The organism is Anaplasmataceae bacterium AB001_6, from assembly GCA_020002265.1.
Lineage (GTDB): Bacteria > Pseudomonadota > Alphaproteobacteria > Rickettsiales > Anaplasmataceae > AB001-6.
Genome location: CP048228.1, coordinates 831182 through 850594 on the forward strand (window position 1 = coordinate 831182; position 19413 = coordinate 850594).

A 19413-nucleotide genomic window follows, 5' to 3' on the forward strand; every position below is an offset into this window, starting at 1 on the left:
GAATAAAACAAACTAAATCAAGGATTTAATTGATTGCATATAAAAATGAATAATGTGTTAAAAACATCTACAATTATACACAATTAAGCATACCATAATTCAATTAAAAATCTTTATAAATCGCTATCTTTTCTACTGTTGCGAGATAAAAATATATAGTGAGATATTGGAATTGAAAACAGAAATAAAATAGCACTTACTGGAATAAACATCCAAGGCCTCACAAATATCAAAATACAATAAGCGCCAATAAAACATTGCACAATAGCAATCATATTCTCTGGAATTTGCATATTTTTTGTAGAAAAAGTAGCAAATTTACTAATTGATAAACATGCAATTAAAATCGCATAAAAAATAAGCCCTAATTTCGAATAAAACCAAGATGAAATAAATAGCCAGCACGGATCATTCGACATAAGCAAAGGCATTATGAATAAAATAGCCGCTGCAGGAGACGGGATACCAAAAAAAAAATTTTTATTCATCTCTTTAATTTTTGTATCATTAGCACTAATAGAAACATTAAATCTGGCAAGTCTTATAACAATACTGACTACATACAACATCGTTACAGTCCATCCAAATATCTTGATCTCGTTTAATTTCCAGAGATACATTAGTAAAGCAGGCACTATACCAAAATTACAGAAATCTGCTAAAGAATCAAGATGCGCTCCAAAAGAAGTTTCAACACTTAGTATTCTAGCAATTCTACCATCTAGAGCATCAAAAATAGTGGCTAAAAATATCAAAATGGATGCAAATTCCCAACGTTCTGAAAGCATTGCTTTTATTGCAGTTAAACCCAACAATATACTGACTATAGTCACTATATTAGGAAATAACTTATAAACAGGAATTAGACGGTTATTTCTATTATTCTGCACAAAACAACTCTCAACAAAACATTTCAAGAAAATTAATTATAACATCCTCTGAATTAGATTTCCTTATAACTCAATTCAATCTTACTCTTAGCATTCACTGCAATAATCGTTTCTCCAGCCACTACGGTCTGTCCTATAACTACATTGGGCTGAAAATCTTCAGGTAAATAAATAGCCATCATACTACCAAATTTCATCAAACCGATTCTTTCTCCTCTTGCAACACTTTGGCCAACTATAAGGTTACATACTATTCTCCTAGCAAGCATACCAACTTGCTGAACTACTAAAAATTCTCTTTTATCACCATCTTCAATTAATATCTCTTGCTTTTCATTATTTTTCGCTTGCTCGATATTATTAGACAAAATGGATTCAAAACTACCGGGAGTATATTTTAAAGCCTTTACAACCCCATCTATTGGGCTTCTATTAATATGACCATCAGTAATTGACAATAAAATTCTAATACAGATAGCTTTTTTCTTTTTATCGCTATGTGCACATAAATACTCTTCTTCAGCAATAGAACCAATAACCCCATCTGCAGTGCTAACTGCTATATTAGAATTCATGGGAACCATTCTGTTTGTATCACGAAAAAAATGCATAATAGCAAACGTTACTATGAGCCCGAGAAAGAAGAAAGGAACAAAAGATCCAACAATAGAAAAAACAAGAAAGATAACAGCGCTAATAGCAGCAAAAATATAACCTTCTTTATGCATAACACGAAAAATGTGTATCAACGAATCCGCAAAAGTCTTTAAAAAACGCATATACAAAAAAATATAAGAAAATCAAAAAAATTGTAATCAGATAGAATACTCTAATATACTACTAATATTTCTTTTAACAAGAATTATATACAAAATATGTTAAACTTTACGTACAAAAATTCTGTATATAAATAAAAGATCAAGAAAAAATATAGCATACCAAAAAAAGATGTAGAATCCATGGATATTATTGACTGATATGTCTGTGTTTGCATCAATGCATTCTGTTTGATAATCCATAAAATGAAATGTATATGGTTCAACTTTTTTATTAAGATCTAGCGAAAGAGCATCATAGTCATACCAAAACCATATATTGTCTTTTATGTTATTGTTTACAAAACTCTTTTGTTTATGAAACATAATGCGCCCAACACCGGCTATAGGAGTATCAAAACGGATATTATCTCTTTTATAGATATCGGTACAACCTAGGTCAACATATATTATTTTATCTGTACCAAATATACTGATAGGCACCAGAACTTTATACTTATTATACCCAGCAAAGAAATATTTCCTGAATCCAACTACTTGTCCTATAATCATATATGGAGATAGATTATCATGCTGAGATAAAAAACTAACCTCAGAAAACATTTGCACCTGTTTATTTAAATTATTAGCTAATTTTTTCTTGTATATGAATCTCTGTACTTGCCATATTCCTAAAAAAAAGCTAATGAATAGTATAGATATCAGAAAAAACGATATAAAATTCTTTTTCATAATCTTAACAAAATAATAATTATACTAAAAATAAAAAATTTTTATTTAACAGTTAAAAAATTAATAATCATAGTATAATAAGATTTAAAGAGAGATATGTTTGCAACCGGTCTATAGGATAACATGAGATTTGGATTAAATACAGGAGCAATAATAATGTTAATACACATCTGTACAGGATGTATATTAAATTATAATTATCGATACCTTTCAGAATATTTTTCAAGAGAGTATCTACAAAATATTATCAATATATCCACGGTATTATATATAATACCGCTTTACATTATATTATATATAACAAAAAGAGGCACCAAAACCAAAATATTGCATTGGCATTTAATACGTGCAGCATGCTATGTAATTTCACAAATTATTCTATGTTACGTATTTAGTGTCATTCCGTTCACTCAAATAGTCTCAATTACTCTTACATATCCGATATTTGCTGCAATAGCAGGAATAATATTTCTTAATGAAGAAGCAAATATCAAACAACTAATCGCCTTATTATTAGGTTTTATAGGGACTATAATAATAGTACAGCCGTTCTCCAACGCATTTCAAGCTGAATCTATGTGGGTATTTATAGCAATAGCTTTATGGATCGTTTTTGATATTATCACTAGAAAAATAAAAAATACGAATGAAACCTGTGAGAATCAATTCCTTTATATAATGTTATGTTATATCTCAATATCATTTTTTGTGTATCTATATATAATGCTAGGAAACAATAATGAAGATATACAAAAATTTGATAATATATTTGAAGGGATAAAAAACTTCTACATATTAGGGTTAATTATGATAATATACCTATATACTGCTTTAGGCTGTATATATTATGCAAATTCACTAATATCTGTAATACCCGTGTATATGTTTTCTTTTGTTTTGGGTACTGTGATTGGTTGTTATTTCTTTCATGAAACACTAAAAATTAGCATAATATGTGGCACAACGCTGATTTTGATAAGCAACGTAATGTGTATCTTAGATAAAAAAAATGAAAAATTTAACAAAAAAACGTAAAAAGACTACTTAATATAATGTTTACTATATTATTGCCTTATATAGCATTAATTTTTTCGATATCTGTAGGATCGGGAATTCTTGGGCCTTTTTTAGTATGGCGTAGATTATCTTTTTTAGCAGATACAATAGCGCATTCTTCTATATTATTTTTTGCTATATCCTATAGATTTGGAATTAACAATTATCTTATTTTATTGTTAACATCAATTTTTATAACAACTTTAATAATAAAATTAGAGAAATATTTTGCAAATGATCTAATTTTAAGTATCACAAGTAGCACATGTATCGCTGGCGGATTAATACTAATTCTTATCACAGGACAAAATAGTAACATATTACATGACATATTATTTGGAGATATTTTATTGGTCAAGCCAACACAAATAATAGCAATGAGCATATTAGCAGCAATAATAGCTCTTCTTTTTGTAATAAAACACAAGGATTGGCTATTAATAACAATAAATAAAGACATTGCACAAACAGAAGGAATTAATGTCACATTTTCTGAAGTTATATATTTATCACTATTAACAACATTTATTATACTTGCAATTAAATCAATTGGTGCAATATTAATAACAGCATTCTTAACAATACCTTCAATAGCATCTAAAATGATGTCCAAAAATCCCGTGACAATGATAATAAATGCTTCAATTTTTTGTATCATAACCTCAATAATTGGGCTTTTGGTATCTTTTGCGATAAACTTAGCAACTTCCCCAACCATAATATTAATTATGGTGTTATCTACAATTTTCAGCTATCTTATAAAAAATATTATTAAATATATCCTTTAGGAGAATGATTGGCGATACAAACTTTAGAGGTTTTAGCATCTCTAATAAAGATCATCGGCATAACAGATATAGCAGAGAACACAATAGTAACAATATTCATATAAGTTACAATATCTTGTGCATTTAGAAGATTTGATATCTGAATTACTACTAAATTACTTAGATGTTTTATAACATAATAAAACAATAATGTTTTACTCACTGCATTAACAGGAAGCCTTTCAAGAACACCAGAAAAAGCAAAATTTATGATAATAGGTAAAACGATAGCCTCTGGAATTAAAAACATTTCAAATCTTATTGGGTTGGTCAAAATATACTTATGATCATAAAACAGCATGAAAAGATGACCTAAAATTATCACAGATACTGCACACTTAATCATAAAATCACGATTACTCAAATATCTATGATCACTAAAATTTTTGGCTATCTTAACGCTCAAAAAAGCTCCTAACAAATAGAACAAGGTATATATTGCTATACAACAAACATACTGCATATAAGTGATATCCATGATGTTATAGAATAATTTAGGAATATTTATATTACTGTTATACATCCATAGGTGGTTCACAAGCATGAAAAACAGATAAACAAATACTCTTTTATCCGAAAAGATGAAATTATAACTTTTTAAAAAATGTAATGTTGTCTTATCACGATTTATAATATCGTCAGATCTAACACCAATGATTCGCAAACTAATAAGTAAAAAAGCACAGATAAGCAAAATAATAAATAGTAGCACCTTTAAATTTGAATAATTAACCATTGAAAGCGCAAAAAATGGAGAGATAGTTGTTAAAGTGCAGCTAAAAATATTAATATAGGTTACTTCTCTTACCAATTTAGGTGACATGCTTTTAAGCATCCTATAGCCAAACATATAAGAAGCGCCTTGTATAACACCTTGTGAAAAACGTATCGTCAAAAATACAGGATAATCATTATACATAACAAACATTGTTAAAGAAATCGCGTAGCAGCATATAGATAATGTGATAATTTTTCGCAATGTACGCACATTTTCAATAAAACTAGATAAAAGCAACGCAATAAGGATCCCTATTGTGTTGAAATTTAATACACCAGTAACATCTGTGGTAGAGAAATATTCGTTCAATTTTGGTAACAAAATGACAAAAAAATCATAGTCTATGAAGCTAATTAAGAAAGCTAATGCCATTATGTGCTGAAATCTCATATGTCTCCTTCAAAAAATATTTTAACTCAAATGATATTTTTTCTTTTTGAATAAGAATATCATCAATGCAACAGATGATGAAAAAAAAGTAACAATCAACATATTCGGTAAAGTAACTTTTAAAATAAAAGGTACTAAAAAAATCACGATAGATCCCGCTGAAAGTTTCATGAAGACTATAATAGCTGTAGCTCTTGCTGTGACATTATCTTCAACACAATCCAAAGCAATAGACATAAGATTACTAATTATTATAGCCAAAGAAATTGGTTCAAGAAACATTATCAATTCTATTGCCCAAGGAGGAGGAGAAAAAAAACGAAGCATTATAATGACATAGATACAATTAAATGTTGGTATATATAATGCAAAGGAAAGTATGTCTCTTCTATTAAAAAAATTCAATAATTGCTGATTCATAAACCCTCCTAGCATGTAAAAACAAGCATACATCAAGGCTAAAAAACCCATATACATTGAACTTACACCATAATTATCAATAAAGATAAATGGGATGCTAGCAATTGCATTCCACAGCCATGAAAAATGCAATATCAAGATCATCATATAAAAAACAAAACTTTTGTTCTGCATAATTTGGCGATAAGACCTCATAGAATCCAGAAAATAAAATTGATAATTTTCAGATTGAGAGGAACCTGCTTTTTTAAGTGTTTCAGTAAAAAACAGAATAAATAAAAACACTACAATCAACGCTATCCAGAATAATATATAAAAGATAAATTGCCAGTTATAAATAGATGCTATCCAACCACCTACAAAAGGAGCTAAGGCAGGAGAAAGTGCAATACACATATTAATCAATGAAAACATCTTTGCAGACTCTACACCTTTGTAATAATCTCGAATAATAGCAAATCCTATAATTTCTGCTGCACCCTGTCCAATACCCTGTAAAAAGCGATAAAATATAAATGAATTTATACTAGCTGCTGATGAACACAAGACGGTGGCAACAGTAAAAATAGACATACCTAGTACAACTGCTTTTTTTCTACCGTATATATCAGCAATATAACCATATATAGGGGCCGAAATAGCAAAACCTAACAAATTTATCGAAAGACTATGAAATATCTTACCATCAGTGGTAGCAAAATAATTCCTCATAGCAGGAAATGCTGGACTGATAATATCCGTAGATATATCTGCCATAATAATACAGAATATTGATAAAAATATATTGATCCTCATAATTGATTATTTTGCAATATATTATCAATTTTATTCTTTTCTTCTCCTTGGACAGGCACTAAGCCTGACGCTATCATGTAACCATTTTCTCCTATAGCATCTTTACTAAACATTGAGCTAATAAATTGTCTCAAATCTTTTACAGAATCTAGATGTGCTTTCTTTATATAGAGATATAATGGTCTGCTTAGAGGATATCTACCATTTCGTATTGTATTGTCATTAACAGTAACGCCGTTAATTCTGTGAGCTACTAATTTATCTGCATTATTAGAATAAAAAACATAACTTACTATACTAATAATATCACTATCTTGCTTCATCTTCTGAAGTAATACAGATTCATCATAATTGGATACTTCAACAAAAACACCATCTGCTCTGCCCATACTACAAACTTTTTTTCTCTCTTCAAAATTTTTGTATTTTAGTAAAAAATTACGATTATTAATACAATTATCATAAATCAGAAATTTATTAATGCTATCATAAGTACCGGTATTTTTGACTGGCCCATATATTTTGATCTTTTTATTTGGCAACATAGCGTTAATATCAGACCATTTCTGAAAAGCATTTTGTTGTACATTAAAATCACTAACAGGAACATTAGCTGATAAAGCATAAAAAAGATCCTTAATGTTAAAATCATAAGGAACTGTATTTTCTCTCAAAGAGGACAGAATTATGGCGTCATTTCCAATTTTTAACTCTATAATATCCCCAACATTGTTAACTTCACACAACATTTTTTCAGTAGTTAATATGCTACGTGATGCCGCTACAATATCAGGAAATTGTTCCCCTTGACCTAAGCAAAATAATTTAAAACCACTACCCGTTCCAGTACTTTCAATAAGAGGAGTTCTAGTTCTATATTCTCTTGCAAATTCTTCAGCAGCACGTGCTATTATAGGAAATATTGTAGTTGAACCTACCACACGAACATAGGTTCTAGCAAAAATCTCCACTGTACTTAATGCATTAAAGAAAAATAAGAAAGCAATATAGAGACAAATTATGTTCAATCGAGGGACAAACATATAGATTATTTCAACACGTAAATTAAAATTTCACATATAATAGAGAGCGAATTGTTAGAAAAATAAATAACATCAGAAAAGTAGCATTCCAATGTGAGTAACTAATCCACTAAGTGATAATAAACTATTATTTGTGCGCTGCAAACATAATTACGAAAAATAGTATAACTTTTGTTAAAATAAGTACTAATAATTTTCTATGATTTCAACTATCTCTATAGATATCTTTTCTTCTTCTTCTATAAGTTTTCCTTTTGCAATCAGCAATTCATTGGCATATATATCAACAAAATCAGTTATATTACCCATAGAAATAACATCTCCACCACGGATAGCTACTAAATCCCCTAAAGAAATTCTCTTACTTCCTATGACAGCTGTCATAAGTACTTTTACTTTTTCCATGACTCTAGAATTAGAATCAACAAGATCATCAACCAATATATCTTTCTTAGTCTTAGAAACCATGATTAACCTAAAAAATTCTTACCGTTCCTTAGTTTCATCCAGCACCTTTAAAACATCGTTAACTATATTTACAAACATGCTTTCTATACAGCCATTTTGCCATTCTATTCGAACATCACCAACTTCTAAATCAGAACTAGTTTTTAAAATATATTTTGGATCATATCCATCACGTAACATATTAGCAAAAAGAGCATCATAATATTTATCATTTACAAATATAAATATTTTCACTTCTATTGAGCATAAAATATTACTATTTTTAGAAAGAATATTCTTTAGTATTTCATAGTAATTTTCATTCATAGAGTGTCTTGATATCTTTTCTGCCAAATTCAAAGATAAATCAATTATTTTATTATCTACATCAGCAAAAAATCGTTGTACCTGCGCATTAACATCATCGACACAATTATTAAAATCTGTCAAAAATTTTTGAAGATCCGTTTTCAACTCTTCTGCGTTTTCTTCAGCAGATACCTCTTTCGGATTCGCAACAAGAGATTCTACTTCTTGTTCATCTTGGGTATCTTCGTCGTCATATGTATTGCTATCATCTTCAGAATTTTCATCGATTATAGAACTAGAATCTATAGATTCTAGTTCTTTTTGTTTATTGACAGTAATTTCGCTGGATAATTCTTCTTCCTCTGAAACAATTTTCTTAGAATAATCAATGAATTGCTCAGAATTTACTTGTTCTTGATGAGTGCTGGACGTAGAAAATTCTTTCTTATCTGCAACTTCAACTGATTTATAAAGCCTTATGTTTTTCTTCGCATCTTTCTGATTCAATAAAGGCATACAGCCAACAGCCAAAATAGATATAGCTAACGCAAAAATAAAAATTAATCATTAACAATAAAGATACTATACAGCTCTTAAATCTAATATGCTATAAAGAAGATCTGCTGGGCTAAGCTATATTCACAGACATTACCAGGGGATTTATCCCATATCACGATGTTTTATGTAAATCTGGATTCCAAAAAGAATCAACTTTATAGTATTCTCTGACTTCTGTACGAAAAATGTGAATCATTAATTCTAGATCTAATATATCTATTATAACCCAATTACACTTATTCTCTCCTTCTAACCTATATGTATAATCAGTATTATTTTTTAGATATCCTACTATTTTTTGTAATAAACCTTTAGCCTGTCTTTCTGAATTCGCAGAAGCAACTATAAAATCACACTGCATTACCTTATTAAAAAAAACTTCGATATGCTCTGCTTTACCAGAAAATAATAGATCTTTAATGACATCAATCATATCACTATTTTTAGAATTCATGAAATTTTTAATATAAAAAGAAAATGATAACGGATTATAACATAATTTTATCGTATAAAATCATAGTAAGAAAAGTAATCATTGTAAAAAGAATAATTTGTACAATCCTCACTGAAAGCCCCAATAAAGAAGCTTTTGATATTGAAAAATTGTGTTTAATAAAACTTAACCCACTGACCCAAGATCCAGAAAAGCCACAAATTTTACTTGCAATTACATCAAATGGTAATGCAAGAACAGCAAAAACAGGCGCTATGAAAAGAGAGAATAAAATACCATCTATAATATTTAATTCAAATCTACGCACTAATTCAAAAACTAATATAGAGCTATTCCAAAATATTGCATTACGTAATAACACTGGAATAAATATAGCAACAGAGTCTCTCATAATACGAGAATTAATTCCCTTATTTCTAGTTATCTCTTTAGATTCTGACCAAATGGACATTGAAGTTTCAATGACACCACCCATAAAAGAACGTAATAACAAACTAGCTATAAGGTTCATATCAAAAAAACCAAGTTTCAAACTAAAATATTCTGCAATACCAAAAGCCATTGAGCTCCAAAAATTCATAGTTGCGTACGGCAACATCCCTCTAAAAAATATAGCTATTCCGCCTTGTGAATAATATTTACGCACAATATCTCTATATTTTATCTCATCAGATTGCCTGATAACTTTCAAAAACTGCAATGGAGACATAAAACACGCAAAAAAAGCGCAAACAAAACCATAAAATAGTCCGGTATAAAAAACCTCAAGGATAGAATCTATAAAAGACATAAAAACTGAATCAAAAAATAGAAAACAGAAAATCTTGCACTAACTACAAAAATGCAGAGAACTCTTAAAACAAAAAATCGAAAAAGTTAAGAAATTCGTGTAATGGGAATAATTTTAGATCACAAAAAGATAGATCAAAAAAATAGGAGAAAAATCCGAAGGCAGCTATTTTTTGCCTTGTCTGGATTTAATTCTAGGGTTTGATTTATCATAAACCACTATCTTCTTACCCCTTTTTGCAACACAAACATTAGAACTGCGTTTTTTAGCGTGTTTGAGAGAAGAATATACCTTCATGATAAAAACCGATGGAATTTAAAATTCATAATGATGTATGCTATCATGATTTATCTACATTTTCAATAATAAAAAATAACAATATTATTTTTCTAATATTGAACGCAAGCCATCAAATGCTTCTTTAACAGAGACTTTTTGATTAGGGCTTTGACATAAAAATCTCTCAATCACAGAATGTAACTCTATTGATTTATCCAATTCTTTATTAGATCCTTTCTTATAAAGTCCTAATTTTAAGACATCTGCAACTTCTGTATAATCAACAAAAACATTCTGTGCTTTTTTTATTAATGCGTTTTCATCATCATTATTACAATCAGGAAAATAACGAGAAATACTTCTTAAGATATTAATTGCAGGAAATACATTTTTGGCAGCAATTTCCCTATCTAGTAAGATATGCCCATCCAATACACCTCGTAAAGTATCAGAAATAATTTCATTTTCATCATCACCTTCAACCAGAACACTGATAAAACCTGTAATACTACCCTTATCTTTGCTACTAACGCCAACACTTTCAATAATTTTGGGAATTTCACTAAAGACACTTGCTGTATATCCACGCGAAGTCGGCAATTCACCTAGTGCCAAACCTATCTCTCTTCTTGCCATAGCAAAGCGCGTTATACTATCTAATAAACATATAACATTTTTTCCTTTGCGCCTAAAAAATTCAGCTATAACGGCCGTCATGTATGCAACTCTACGACGCATAAAAGCTGTTTCATCACTAGTTGCGACAACACAAATAACATCTTGCTGGCCATCAGCAAAGCAATTTTTAATAAATTTATCTACTTCTATTCCTCTTTCTCCAATCAGACCAATAATTTTAACATCTGTAGTAGTGAAATTACTAAGCATAGAAATCAAAGTGGATTTTCCTATTCCTGATCCAGAAAATATTCCAATTTTTTGCCCTTTACAAACTGGAGTAAATAAATTTATTGCTTTAACTCCAACGTCAATTTTATCAAGACAAAACACTCTTTCTGTTGAAGCCATTGAGTCTCCGTAAAGAGGGTATGCTTCTGTTCCTTTACATAAATGGCCTAAGTTATCTATAGGTTTACCCATCGCATTAATAATTCTACCTTGCCATGATTCATCAGGATAAACTAAGCTAGTTGAGGTAATAATCTCTACTTTATTCCCTATTTTAATTTCTGCACAATCTTCAGCAACTATCAGGTAGGTACGTTCTGTATCGAATTTTATAACCTCTGCAAAACATAATTCTTTATCATGTTCATCATATATCGTACAGTTGGCGCCAATTGATACAAGCCTAGATATACCACTACATTCTACTATACAGTTATAGACAGATTGCACATAACCACATATTTTTACATCCTTTACTTGTGCAATAGAACTCTTAATCTTATCAATATAAATTGCATTATCATACATCACTATAAAATTTATAAATATCGCAATGTGATAAAATCCACGAAATAAATTAAAAATTAGTATTGATAAAATTTACTTTATATCATTTTTGATTTTGATCGTTATTTTCTGAATCTTCTTCTACTATATGATCAAAATATTCATCATCTTCGTTGATATTTTCTTCTAGATTAGTTTCTTGATTCCGCTTATTTGAACCAAAATTATATTCTGAGCCATATGATTCTTCAGTGTATTCGTACACATTGTCATCAGAATTATCGGAAGAAATGCCAGAATCTGATACTTCCTCTTCTGAATCTTCTTCGGAACCATATTCTTCGATGATGTCTTCAACTGATTCTTCCTCTTCTCCTTGTGTAATCTGCTTCACTTGACCTTCACTACCTTCATTTGCAGAACTCTTATTGCTCTCTTCCATTGCATCTTTAGATTTATTAGCAAAAGCTTTAGGGTCAAAAGGCTCTTGTATAGGAATAAAGATTGGTTTTAATAATCTACGCGTAAAAGTTCTATCCTTATAGTACAATATTTTCTTTGATTTAATAGGCGCTGTTGATTCAATTAACAATATTTGCTCATCTCTTGGAAGCATTATCACCTCTTGAGGTAAAAGAAGTGCACGCTGTGTTTCTGATACGTGTAATGATCTTGCACCAGGGTTTAAGTCGAAAAATTTTGGCTTATTTAAAGATTCTTGTTCAACTGTTTTATTACCTATTAATTGTGATATTAAATTTGCTGTCTCCATATTATTTGCAGCAAAAGTAACACGATAAGTAGAATTAGAAAGGAATGAATTCATTCCTGCTTCTTCATAAATACCTTTTAATTGCTCTGTATCTTGGACAATTAAGAATAACCTAACTTTATATCCACGAAAATATGCTATCCCTGTCTTGAATTGCTCCATTTTTCCAAGAGTTGGGAATTCATCCATCATAAATAATACTCCATATTTTTCTTCTGGAGTAGGCATATGTTTACACATAAATTCCGTAGCTTGTTGATAAAAAACTTGCATTAGAGGTTGCAGCCTTGTTAAGTTATCAGGAGTTAATCCTACATAAACAGTTGTAGGCTTTATCTTGAATTGCTTGAAATCAAAATCACTACTTGCGGTTGTGGTATCAATAAGCGGATTAGCCCATAACTCTAAAGAAGAGTTCATAGTTGAAACTACCCCTGATCTTTCCTTTTCTGCTTTTTGTAAAAATGCGGCAATGTTCATATATCCAACAGGATGCATCACACCCCCTAATGTATCCAAAGCAACGGCCAAATTATATGCAACATCATCACTTCGCATTGTTCTTACAACTTCCCCAAAAGTTTTTGCTTTATCAGGTACTGCAAGTAAATAAAGAACAACACCTAGAAATAAACTACGGGCTTCATTAACCCAAAAGTCCTGTTCTGGCATTAGCAAACTGGCTATTTTTTGAACATCATCAACCATTTGACCAGTTTTTTTACTAACCCAATCCAGAGGATTATAACAGTGACTTTTACCATCAGGATCAGCCGGACTCCAACAAAATACATCTTGTTTTAGTTTCTGTTTACGCCAACCACTTGTTAATTCAAAATTTTCAAGTTTAATATCATGTACTATAACTGAATCTTCCCAATACAAAAGATTAGGGATAACAAAACCAACCCCTTTTCCAGACCCAGTAGGAGCAAATAATAAGGCGTGTTGATAACCATCAGCAATAAGATATCCTTTTTTATCTCTACCTAACAACATCCCCTTTCTACTTCTAAGGCCAGCCTTTCGAATAACTCTTTCACTGGCCCAATCTGCATCACCATGCACACTCTCTTTCTGTCTATATGGTCTCCAATCAAGAAGCGTATCTCGCATTCTCCAGAAAATAATGAATACCAACAATAACGGAGTAAAAAATGCAAAGAGTAATTTATATTCTGGCCTTCCTTCGCCTCTAAAAGCTTCTGGATTATTAATATATTGTAGCATATAGTCAAATATGGTGGGCCATAGACTATAAGGGAAATTAGAAAAATTAGGCTGAATAATACTTGGAGAAAGGTAATCTACTCCCCAGACTGTTGCAATGAAAACTATCGATGAGACATACGTACATATCCCCAATAAGAATAAGATAATCAAAAATATTATTACTATATTTCTGAAATTACGCATAACATCAAATCAAACACTATACACTACTCTTTCTCATATTATAGGTACATAAAACTTCCGAAACGTACCTAACTCCTTTGTCGGCTCTTTTTAATTGAACTATAATATCCACAACATTAATTATGTAATCCATAACCTGCTCTTGTGATATACCAAGTCCTGCCTGCAAAACCATTAATTTCAGTTGTTCTAACGCCATCTTAGGGTTATCAGCATGCAAAGTTGCAATCGATCCAGGGTGACCAGTATTAATAGCTCGTAAAAAAGAGAAGGCTTCTGCTCCTCGTAATTCTCCAACTATAATTCTATCTGGTCGTAATCTTAAACACGCTTCTATTAAATCTTGTGTGGTAACATTTGCCCTTCCTTGACCACCTTTTGAAGCTAATAAATGCACTCTATTTGGATTATCAATTTCCACTTCTCTGGCATCTTCAACTGTAATTAATCTCTCAGAAGAATCTATTGATCTTAGCATTGCATTAGTAAAAGTTGTCTTACCAGTTGACGTACCACCACTTATTATTATATTTTTTTTGTTTATCACAGCTTGCTGTAGAAATTCTTTAATTTGTTTTTGCTTTAATAATTCAACCAACTGTAACATTATTTTATCAACTTCATCTTCCACTTTAACCTGAGAAAATGCTCCCATCTTTTCATAATCATCTAATGTAAGTTTTAAAGGTGAAGGCTTACGGATAGACATAATAACTCCACCACGCTCACAAGCTGGAGGCATCACCACCTGGATACGATATCCATTAGGCAAAGTTGCGGAAAGCAAAGGTTTCTCTTCACTAATCACCTGATCTGTAGATTGTGCAATCAATCTTGATAAAGATTTGAGATGCTCCAAAGTTAATGCTGGTATTTTACGCACTGAGATATCTCCTTTTTTTTCGACCCACACTTCTCCTGGAGCATTAATAGAAACTTCATTCATACCTTCTTCAGCAAAAATAGTATCAAATAATTCCAAATATGTATTAAGTGCAGTATAACTATTCATGCTATTTTTAATAAATTTTATTTATATAATTTACTTGGGAATATCATATCATTATTAACAAAAACCTTAATCTTTGTTCCCTGTTGCACCAAAATGGTGGGTTGATCATCTGCAAATCTTTCAATGATAGTAGTCAATTGATCAGTCAAATCAGTGACAGCTTCAGCAGCCAACTGAGCCATAACACTTCCTGTTGTTGTTGTTGATCCACCATCTGTTTCTATGGTAACATTGCTGTCTCCTATCAGTTTATCCAATATCAATCCACTGAATAACTGAATTGAACTCACCAAAAGAGCATTTCCAATTTGTCTTCCTAATTTATGCTTCACATCACCTTTAACACCAGCGCGTCCTAGAGCATCAACAGCATCGGCATCTTCAAGTTCAAAATCTAGACCATTTGGCAAAATAACTCTTGTCCACCTTACATCAATTCTTGATTGAGTATAAGAAATAGTTGTATCATATTCACCAATCAATCTTGCACCTTTAGGTATAAGAACTCTATGACCAACTTCTGCATACACATCTCTCGATATTACTGCTCTAAGCAAACCTTCCAGATCGGTATTTATAGCTGTTTCCAAAACTGCATCCATTATTGTTCCTTGAGCAATAACAAATCTCATATCACCTAAATGAGTAGGATCAATTTGATCAGAACTTCGTGACGGTGTAATGTCATCGTTGGTTAAGTCCATATTCTTTTTATCTTTTTTATCTTTTTCATCATTTTTACTACTTCCACTACCCCCACCCATGGCAATCATAGGGTTAGCTCTTCTAGTTTTATCAACTTTAGTTGGACCACTTGCTCTAATATCTTTAATTGTAGTGGGAGGAGCAATATTAGCAGAAGAATCTTGAGACGTTTCTGGCGCAATCACAGTAGGGACAGTAGGAGCAGCAGGATTTGGCTCCTGTGTTCCAGTGTTATTTACTGAAGGCGTTAAAGGAGGAATAGTAGAAATTTGAGGAATGCTAGCACTTGGTATATTTGGGACGTTATCCACACTAATCTCTGTTATCTCTGGAGGTGCAGTTATATTTGGAACATCAACATTAATTCCACTTAAAGTCTCTTCAATATCCTGCAAATTGGTATTAACATTAACGTTATCTGTTTGAGTATCTACTTTTGTTTCTGTTGTAGCTTCTTCTAACTCTTTAACACTTAAAATTTCTTCTTTTTTGGATTTTTTTGCATCATCTTCTCCGCCACTGTTAAACATATACATAACAACAAGAGCTCCTAGCACTACAACAATAAAACCTATTGCTCCCTTTCCTCTATCGCCACCGACATGTTTTCCTACATCTGCAGTATTACCATCATTTTGTTGTGCATCATTAACGCTTTCATCATTCTTCATATCTAAAGCCCTTATTGTAAACATTTACTTTCAATTCCTTGAATCGCATTGTCAATTTCTGATGCACACCATTAATTACTACATAATCTTTAAATAAGACCATCTTTAAAGCACTTTCAGAACTATCTTTGTTTAAAGCAAAGATATTAGGTAAATACGCATCACTCATAGGGAATTTAATAAAAGTAACCTTCCCATTATCAAAAACCTCATAAGGCATAATCTCCTTATCTCCTGCTATATCATAAGAAAAATTCAAATTGTGATAATTGTGCTTTTGTGATGTTTTTTCAACTTCCACCGCATTAGCTTCAGCATGCTTAGAATGCTCTTCTGAAATAGCCTTTTCGACATATTTTTTATAAGGACTATTAACATCGTCTTCATCTTTTAATTCAAATCTTTCAAGATCTTCTTCTGTAATTTTATCAATGTTACTGTCAATCATTTTACCTGGATAATCGAAATGATCTTCTATCTCTTCTTCAACATAATAAAATTTAACAGAGTAAGCAATATCAACATCAAATTCCTCTTTAGCAATTAGATCAAAAAGATATTTTCTCTTATTTGTAAAAACCACCATATTGGTGCGAGCACTTTTTTCTGATGGTTGTAATATTATGACATTAGGATAATTATCATCTTGATTAACACTCCAGCTAACACCATCCCCTGTGCTAGCATAAGTAACATACTCATCTTGAGAAAATTCTAAGAAAGTTTTATATTCATGATTTCCACTTATAATAAATACTTCGTTTGGTGAATAAACGTAGATCTTCACACGACTATCAACGGCTATTGGAGAATTGTAATGATGTATTACAGCATAAAGTAGATTTATATGACAAATGCCAAATAATAAAAATATAAAAAAACTAATATATCTACTCATAGTACATGCAAATTAAAAAAATCAATCACACTATATTCTCACTATCTACTTTATAAGAAGTAATCGTAAAACCTAGAGGGTTTATATATCTATCTTCTTCGCTCAACATCTCATCTTTAAAAACATATTTAACGTTAGCAACTCTATTAACTTCTTGTGTTTCACGTTCAGAATCAACTAATAGAGCAAACCTAACCTGTATATTATTGAGGTCAAGATATTGTATAGAACGTATCTTTAAAACCATACCATTTGCCTTAGAGTATAAATTTACAGGACTATCGGGATTTGATGTTGAAACATATTTCCGAAATTGACTATAAACATCCCCCGAGGAAAATAACCTAACAACTCTATAATAGTTATATTTGTAAGTATTAGAATCAAATAGTTCTCTTGCTTTTAAATACTGGAATAGAAAATATTCTATAACTTTTCTATCTGCTGAGTATTGCTTAACAGTAGCAGGTTCAACTAAAGTTGCCATCCCAGATTTACTAGAGATTTCTATAACAAAGGGCTCTATACTCTTAAAACTAGCAATGGTCATGATAGAAATTACAATCACTATCATGATAATCAGTGAGATACACACAAAAAGAACCATAAAGTTACGTTGTAAAACTACTTTGTGTATCTTATCGTCATACCAATCATAGGAAGTGCTCTTAGAGCGTACTTCTTGATCGATACCACTACTTTCATCAGAATTTTTTAGTTTACCTTTTGTTCTTCGTAATAAACCACCTAACATTTTAATACATAACCTAAAATAACGCTCTGAACTTATAAAACATCATTTATCTGTCCAGAAAATAGATTAATATATTAATATAGTAAAACTATAAATTTTATATAAACTAAGGTATCAAAGATCTAATACATGCCCCATATAATCTTTCTTTATCTTAAGATAGTCTATATTGTGATCGTTAATTATGAAATCTGCTGCTACTCTATCAACAACTTTTATTCCACCCTTTTCAATCATTCTAATTTTTTCAGGATTATTTGTTATAACCTTTACAGAAGACAAACCTAAATCTTCCAAAATAGAAGTAACCACACGGAAATCTCTTAAATCATCTGCAAAACCAAGAATTTTATTGGCATCAATAGTGTTAACATTATGCTGATTCTGTAAAGAGTAGCATTTAATTTTATTCGATAAACCAATCCCTCTGCCCTCTTGATCAAGGTATAGAAGAATACCTCCATCTTTAGTATTTTTTAGATATTGAAGAGATTTATGAAGCTGGCTATGACAATCACATGTAAGACTTTCAAGTAGATCTCCCGTGTAGCAAGAAGAATGTACTCTAATAACTGGATCATTAAATAAAGAACGATTAAATAATATTACAATATGCTGCTTCAACCCTTCCTGATAAATTAATAATTCAGATTCCTTAATACCTTGAAACACCATAGAACTTTTTGAAATTAAATTGATCTCTGGCTTTGAAATAATATATTCATAAAATATCTCCATCGACATTGAAGAAAGGCTTTTTATCGATACATCATAGAAAAAATCACTATTTTTTAAGAAATCATTATAATCACATACCACAGACATTGGAATTTGTTCTGCGTGACGCATCAAGTTTATCGCAAAATACTCCAAATCTTTTATCTCTTCAAAAAAATCAATAATGGATATGATATCTTTTTTAGGGTAAAGAGAAACTAAAGATTGAAAAAATTCATAATCAATACCATCTAATTTAACCGAAATATCACTAAAAAAATTTGTACCAAGTATAGTATCGACTCTATTCCCAGGAATGAGTAATTTACTACTATTAACATGTTTTAAAATTCTGAAAAGATTAATATCTATAGACTGAATCGGAAAAGTTAACAGGCCTTCACTATTTGAATCTTGTGAATATAAAATAACAGGTAAACCGACCTTTATATCAGATATAGCTTTTAAAACTCTATAACTCATATTGACCCTTATGATAAGCTAAATA

General features: G+C 30.6%; 20 protein-coding genes. 2 read left to right on the forward strand and 18 right to left on the reverse strand.

The genetic code is table 11. From position 1 onward, the window contains the following. Nucleotides 1–113: 113 nt before the first annotated feature. From GUI12_03890 to GUI12_03900, 3 genes are all read right to left on the reverse strand, one after another. On the reverse strand, nt 114–890 hold the full coding sequence (locus GUI12_03890; protein ID UAT43274.1) for a CDP-diacylglycerol--serine O-phosphatidyltransferase: 777 nt from the start codon (nt 888–890) through the stop codon (nt 114–116). A gap of 53 nt (nt 891–943) precedes the next feature. Continuing rightward, nucleotides 944–1669 carry a phosphatidylserine decarboxylase gene (locus GUI12_03895; protein UAT43275.1) on the reverse strand — a complete coding sequence of 242 codons (726 nt, stop codon included), beginning with the start codon at nt 1667–1669 and terminating at the stop codon, nt 944–946. A 99-nt stretch (nt 1670–1768) separates the two neighbouring features. Continuing rightward, on the reverse strand, nt 1769–2398 hold the full coding sequence (locus GUI12_03900; GenBank protein UAT43276.1) for a hypothetical protein: 630 nt from the start codon (nt 2396–2398) through the stop codon (nt 1769–1771). A 123-nt stretch (nt 2399–2521) separates the two neighbouring features. Here GUI12_03900 and GUI12_03905 point away from each other — a divergent pair, with 123 nt between their 5' ends. After that, nucleotides 2522–3433 (forward strand): DMT family transporter, encoded by a 912-nt coding sequence (locus tag GUI12_03905; GenBank protein UAT43277.1) that lies wholly within the window; start codon nt 2522–2524, stop codon nt 3431–3433. A gap of 17 nt (nt 3434–3450) precedes the next feature. Further along, nucleotides 3451–4242 (forward strand): metal ABC transporter permease, encoded by a 792-nt coding sequence (locus tag GUI12_03910; GenBank protein ID UAT43278.1) that lies wholly within the window; start codon nt 3451–3453, stop codon nt 4240–4242. Here GUI12_03910 and GUI12_03915 read toward each other — a convergent pair. The 15 genes from GUI12_03915 to ribA all read right to left on the reverse strand — a co-directional run bounded on the left by GUI12_03915 (nt 4226) and on the right by ribA (nt 19388). After that, nucleotides 4226–5449: an MFS transporter gene (locus GUI12_03915; protein UAT43279.1), complete on the reverse strand. Its 1224-nt coding sequence runs from the start codon at nt 5447–5449 to the stop codon at nt 4226–4228. The two genes, GUI12_03910 and GUI12_03915, sit on opposite strands and share 17 nt — an antisense overlap. A 21-nt stretch (nt 5450–5470) precedes the next feature. Further along, nucleotides 5471–6664, reverse strand: coding sequence for a multidrug effflux MFS transporter (locus tag GUI12_03920; protein UAT43280.1), 1194 nt, complete (start codon nt 6662–6664; stop codon nt 5471–5473). Then, nucleotides 6661–7707: a phosphate ABC transporter substrate-binding protein gene (locus GUI12_03925; GenBank protein ID UAT43281.1), complete on the reverse strand. Its 1047-nt coding sequence runs from the start codon at nt 7705–7707 to the stop codon at nt 6661–6663. Before GUI12_03925 ends, GUI12_03920 begins: the two co-directional genes overlap by 4 nt. A gap of 186 nt (nt 7708–7893) precedes the next feature. Next, complete coding sequence (locus GUI12_03930; GenBank protein UAT43282.1) at nt 7894–8175, reverse strand: FliM/FliN family flagellar motor switch protein; 282 nt, start codon at nt 8173–8175, stop codon at nt 7894–7896. Between the two features lie 18 nt (nt 8176–8193). Then, nucleotides 8194–8979 (reverse strand): hypothetical protein, encoded by a 786-nt coding sequence (locus GUI12_03935; GenBank protein ID UAT43283.1) that lies wholly within the window; start codon nt 8977–8979, stop codon nt 8194–8196. A 154-nt stretch (nt 8980–9133) separates the two neighbouring features. Continuing rightward, nucleotides 9134–9475, reverse strand: coding sequence for a ribosome silencing factor (gene rsfS / locus GUI12_03940; protein UAT43284.1), 342 nt, complete (start codon nt 9473–9475; stop codon nt 9134–9136). 34 nt (nt 9476–9509) lie between these two features. Beyond that, nucleotides 9510–10265: a hypothetical protein gene (locus GUI12_03945; protein ID UAT43285.1), complete on the reverse strand. Its 756-nt coding sequence runs from the start codon at nt 10263–10265 to the stop codon at nt 9510–9512. A 165-nt stretch (nt 10266–10430) separates the two neighbouring features. After that, a complete protein-coding gene (locus GUI12_03950; protein UAT43286.1) occupies nt 10431–10562 on the reverse strand; it encodes a 50S ribosomal protein L36 in 132 nt (43 codons plus the stop codon). Nucleotides 10563–10646: 84 nt separating this feature from the next. Further along, a complete protein-coding gene (locus GUI12_03955) occupies nt 10647–11981 on the reverse strand; it encodes a FliI/YscN family ATPase (protein UAT43287.1) in 1335 nt (444 codons plus the stop codon). Nucleotides 11982–12063: 82 nt separating this feature from the next. Further along, entirely contained in the window at nt 12064–14148 is a 2085-nt protein-coding gene (locus GUI12_03960) for a type IV secretory system conjugative DNA transfer family protein (protein ID UAT43288.1), read from the reverse strand. Nucleotides 14149–14164: 16 nt separating this feature from the next. Further along, nucleotides 14165–15160, reverse strand: coding sequence for a P-type DNA transfer ATPase VirB11 (virB11, locus tag GUI12_03965; protein UAT43289.1), 996 nt, complete (start codon nt 15158–15160; stop codon nt 14165–14167). Nucleotides 15161–15177: 17 nt separating this feature from the next. Continuing rightward, nucleotides 15178–16536: a hypothetical protein gene (locus GUI12_03970; GenBank protein UAT43290.1), complete on the reverse strand. Its 1359-nt coding sequence runs from the start codon at nt 16534–16536 to the stop codon at nt 15178–15180. After that, on the reverse strand, nt 16526–17434 hold the full coding sequence (locus GUI12_03975) for a TrbG/VirB9 family P-type conjugative transfer protein (protein UAT43291.1): 909 nt from the start codon (nt 17432–17434) through the stop codon (nt 16526–16528). Before GUI12_03975 ends, GUI12_03970 begins: the two co-directional genes overlap by 11 nt. Nucleotides 17435–17459: 25 nt before the next feature. Continuing rightward, nucleotides 17460–18188, reverse strand: a complete 729-nt coding sequence (locus GUI12_03980) for a type IV secretion system protein (GenBank protein ID UAT43292.1) — start codon at nt 18186–18188, stop codon at nt 17460–17462. Nucleotides 18189–18302: 114 nt separating this feature from the next. Then, nucleotides 18303–19388, reverse strand: a complete 1086-nt coding sequence (gene ribA / locus GUI12_03985) for a GTP cyclohydrolase II RibA (GenBank protein ID UAT43293.1) — start codon at nt 19386–19388, stop codon at nt 18303–18305. Nucleotides 19389–19413: the final 25 nt, after the last annotated feature.